4 protein-coding genes are annotated in these 3,950 nt (G+C 71.4%); 1 reads left to right on the plus strand and 3 read right to left on the minus strand.

Annotated elements, in window-relative coordinates:
* The 3 genes from G6023_RS10770 to G6023_RS10780 form a co-directional block, all read right to left on the minus strand.
* Positions 1-591: ABC transporter permease (locus G6023_RS10770; protein ID WP_347570761.1), on the minus strand; the 591-nt coding region annotated here is incomplete at its 3' end.
* A gap of 64 nt (positions 592-655) precedes the next feature.
* Positions 656-1,675 (minus strand): iron ABC transporter substrate-binding protein, encoded by a 1,020-nt coding sequence (locus G6023_RS10775; protein WP_132063512.1) that lies wholly within the window; start codon positions 1,673-1,675, stop codon positions 656-658.
* Positions 1,676-1,813: 138 nt separating this feature from the next.
* Complete coding sequence (locus G6023_RS10780) at positions 1,814-3,220, minus strand: NAD(P)H-quinone dehydrogenase (protein WP_182635475.1); 1,407 nt, start codon at positions 3,218-3,220, stop codon at positions 1,814-1,816.
* A 150-nt stretch (positions 3,221-3,370) separates the two neighbouring features.
* On the opposite strand from G6023_RS10780, the gene G6023_RS10785 reads away from it, so the two are divergent.
* Positions 3,371-3,904, plus strand: a complete 534-nt coding sequence (locus tag G6023_RS10785) for a gamma-glutamylcyclotransferase family protein (RefSeq protein ID WP_154830311.1) — start codon at positions 3,371-3,373, stop codon at positions 3,902-3,904.
* The last annotated feature ends 46 nt before the right edge of the window (positions 3,905-3,950 follow it).

Genomic DNA, 3,950 nt, shown 5'->3' on the forward strand with positions numbered 1-3,950 from the left:
CGCCCGGTAGGAGTGGTAGATGCCCAGTGTGAACGCCTCGTAGCGGAGCATCGCGACCGCACCGAAGTCGGACAGCGTGTACAGCGCCACCAGGAGCCCGCCCGCGGCGACCGCCGGTCGGATCTGTCGGAACGTCACCCCGAACACGGCACGGGTGGTGCCGTGCCCGAGGGTGCGCGCGACCTCCTCGAGTCCCGGGTCCACCCGCCGGAGGGCGGCGGAGGCGGGGAGGAACACGTACGGGTAGCAGGAGATGGTGAGCACCGCGACGGCCCCCGGCAACCCGAGGACCTCCGGGAAGTCGGCCACCCAGAGGTAGCCGAGGACATACGACGGCGTGGCCAGCGGAACGCACAAGAGCGCACCGATGACCGGGGCCCCCGGTAGGTCGGTGCGGACCACGAGCCACGCCATCCCCACCCCGACGATCACGCTGGCGGTGGTGACCAACACGACCAGCACGACGGTGTTGCCGAGGAGGGTCAGCGTCCGACCGGAGCCGAGCACCTCGGCGGCGGACGCCGGGCCCCGTTCGCCCGCGCGGATGACCAGGTAGACCAGCGGGATGAGCGTCGCCGCGCACGCCAGCACGGCGGCCGCCCCGAGCAGGGGCCGGCCGCCGCGCAGTCGCGTCAGCAGGTCGATGTCCGGTCCGTCAGATCATGCCGACGCGGGCGAGCATCGCCTGCGTCTGCTCGAGACCGTCCAGCTGACCGAGGTCGATGTCCGGGCCGCCGAGCGTGTCCAGCGGAGGGAGGCCGGCCGCATCCGTGGCGATCCCCGGGACCACGGGGTACTCGCTGGTCTCCTCGACGAAGTACGTCTGGGCCGGCTCGGCCAGGAACGCCTCGACGACGCGGCGGGCGTCGTCGGGGCGGTCCGTGGAGGCGAGGATCGCGACGCCCGCCACGTTGACCAGCGCACCCGGATCGCCCTGCGCCATGTACTTCACGCGGGCGCGCATGTTCTCCGCACCCTTCTCCGCGGCCGAGTTGTACCAGTAGTAGTGGTTGGTCAGACCGAGTTCGACGGTGCCCGCGTCGACGGCCTGCAGGAGCGCGTTGTTGTTCTCGAAGGTCTGCGGGTCGTTGGCGAGGAAGTCCCGCAGCCACTGCTCGGCGGCCTCGTCGCCCCGGTCCACCCGCAGCGCCGTGACGAAGGACTGGAACGACGCGTTGGTGGGCGCGTAGCCCACGCGCCCCTTCCACTCGGGGGCCAGGACCGCGTCGATGGTGTCGGGCACCTCGGCCTCGTCCAGTGTCCGGGAGTCGTAGATCAGGACGCGCGCCCGCAGGCTGGTCGCGACCCAGGTGCCGTCCGCCGCGCGGTATTCCGCGGGGACGGCCTCGGTCACGGACTCGTCGAGCTGCTGCAGCAGGCCCGCGTTGTCGAGGGCACCGAGGGCCCCGGCGTCCTGTGAAAAGAACACGTCCGCGGGGCTGGCCTCCCCCTCCTCCGCGATCTGCGCCGCCATCTCCGGGGTGGAGGCGTACCGCACCTCGATGTCCACCCCGGTGGAGTCCGAGATCTGCTCGATCAGCGGGGCCACGAGGCTCTCGCTGCGACCGGAGTAGAGCACCAGTGCGTCCGATTCGTCGGAGTCCGAGGTGCAGGCCGCCAGCCCGAGTACGAGGGATCCGGCGGCGGCCAGGGCTGCAACACGACGCAGCTTCATTGTGGCTCCTTAGCGGTTCCCGACGCCGTGTCGTCGACGTCGACGGAGCTTAGCCTAACCTGAACGGCCCTTCCGGACAGTGCGCAGGGCACGCGACATCGTCTCCATCGCACCGGATGCCGGGGCGCCGGATGCCTGTCAGTCGAGGTCGTCGTGGCGCATGAGCTGGCGCGCCGCCTCGGTGATCGTGCCCGTCATCGACGGGTAGACCGAGAACGAGCCCGCGAGATCGCCCACCGTGAGCTGGTTCCGCACCGCCACCGAGATCGGCAGGATGAGCTCGGAGGCGGTGGGGGCGACGACCACACCGCCGACCACCACGCCCGACGCCGGGCGACAGAAGAGCTTGACGAACCCGCGGCGCAGGCTGCGCATCTTGGCCCGGGGGTTGCCGGCCAGCGGCATGACCTCCACGCGCGCCGGCACCTCGCCGCTCTCGATCTGCGCGTGCGAGATGCCGACGGTGGCGATCTCCGGCCGGGTGAACACGGCCGAGGCCACGGTCTTGAGCTTGATGGGGCTGACGCCCTCGCCCAGCGCGTGGTACATCGCGATGCGCCCCTGCATGGCGGCCACGGAGGCGAGCGGGAACAGGTCGGTGCAGTCGCCGCCGGCGTAGATGCCCGGCGCGGTGGTACGCGAGACGCGGTCGACCTTGATGTGGCCGCTGCGCTGCAACTCGACACCGGCGCTCTCCAGTCCGAGGCCCTCGGTGTTGGGCACGGAACCGACGCAGATGAGGGCGTGGGACCCCTTGACCGTGCGACCGTCCCCGAGGCGGACGATGATGCCGTCCTCGAAGTGCTCGACCGCGTCGGCGCGCGCGTGCTTGACCAGCGAGACGCCCCGCTCACTGAGCGCCTCCTCCAGCACCAGGGCGGCGTCGGCGTCCTCGTGCGGCAGCACACGGTCGCGGCTGGAGACCATGGTGACCTTGACACCCATCTCCGTGAACGCCGAGACGAACTCCGCACCGGTGACGCCCGATCCCACCACCACGAGGTGCGTCGGGAGCACGGTGAGGTCGTAGAGCTGACGCCAGTTGAGGATCCGCTCGCCGTCGGGCTCCGCGCCCGAGATCACGCGGGGGCTGGACCCGGTGGCCACCAGGACCACGTCGGCGTCGAAGATCTTCTCCTGGCCGTCATCGAACGTCACGGCCACCCGGTGGGAGGCCATGCCGGGCTGCGAGTCGTGCAGACGGGCCCGTCCGGACAGCAGCCGCACGCCCTCGCGCTGGAGTTGCGACCGGATGTCCGCGGACTGGGCGCGCGCCAGGGACTTGACCCGGCCGTTGACCTGACCCAGCTTGTAGGCGGTGGGATCGAAGTGCGCCTGGACGCCCATCTCCTCGGCCCGGCGCATGTCCGTGCGCACGCCGGTGGTGGCGATGAACGTCTTGGACGGCACGCAGTCACTCAGGACACAGTTGCCGCCGATGCCGTCGGAGTCGACGATCGTGACGTCCGCACCGTACTGGGCCGCGACCAGCGCGGCCTCGTAGCCGGCGGGGCCGCCGCCGATGATGATGATGCGTTGCGTCACATGTCCTCCACGGCTCACAGGGGTAAGGGCCGGGCGCCGCAGCCCGCTGTGGCGGATCGCGTCACGTCCGCCGTACACGGTAGTCGAACGCCTCGATCGGGGACGCCGGGACATCTGGCCGCCACCACCGAAGGGGCTAGGGTTGTGGGCGTGCCTCTCTACGCCGCGTACGGGACGAACATGTATCCCGATCAGATGAACACCCGCGCGCCGCACTCGCCCTTCGCGGGGACGGGTTGGCTCGAGGGCTGGCGCCTGACCTTCGCCGGGGACGACCCCACGTGGGAGGGTGCCGTCGCCACCGTCGTCGAGGACCCGGACTCCAGGGTGTTCGTGGTGCTCTACGACGTCCCCGACGAGGACGTCCGCGCCCTCGACCGCTGGGAGGGCACGGACCGGATGCCCGCCCGCAAGATCCGGGTCCGCATCACGCGCCGGCCCACCGTGCCCGACGGTCCCCCGGTCGACGCGCAGGAGTCCGAGTTCGCCCTGGACATCGCCCCGGCCGGCACCGACGACACCGTGCTCGCGTGGCTGTACGTGATGGACGCCTTCGAGGGAGGTCTGCCGTCCGCGCGCTACCTCGGCCTGCTCGCGGACGCCGCCGAGTGCGCGGGGGCCCCCGAGAAGTACGTGCACGAATTGCGCACCCGCCCGTCGCGCAACGTCGGCCCCGGCGCCTGACGCGGATGGCGCCCCTGCTGACGCCCACCGACGAGGCCCGCGCGGC

This window comes from Dietzia sp. DQ11-71 (genome assembly GCF_014144995.1).
In the GTDB taxonomy this organism is placed as follows: Bacteria; Actinomycetota; Actinomycetes; order Mycobacteriales; family Mycobacteriaceae; genus Dietzia; species Dietzia kunjamensis.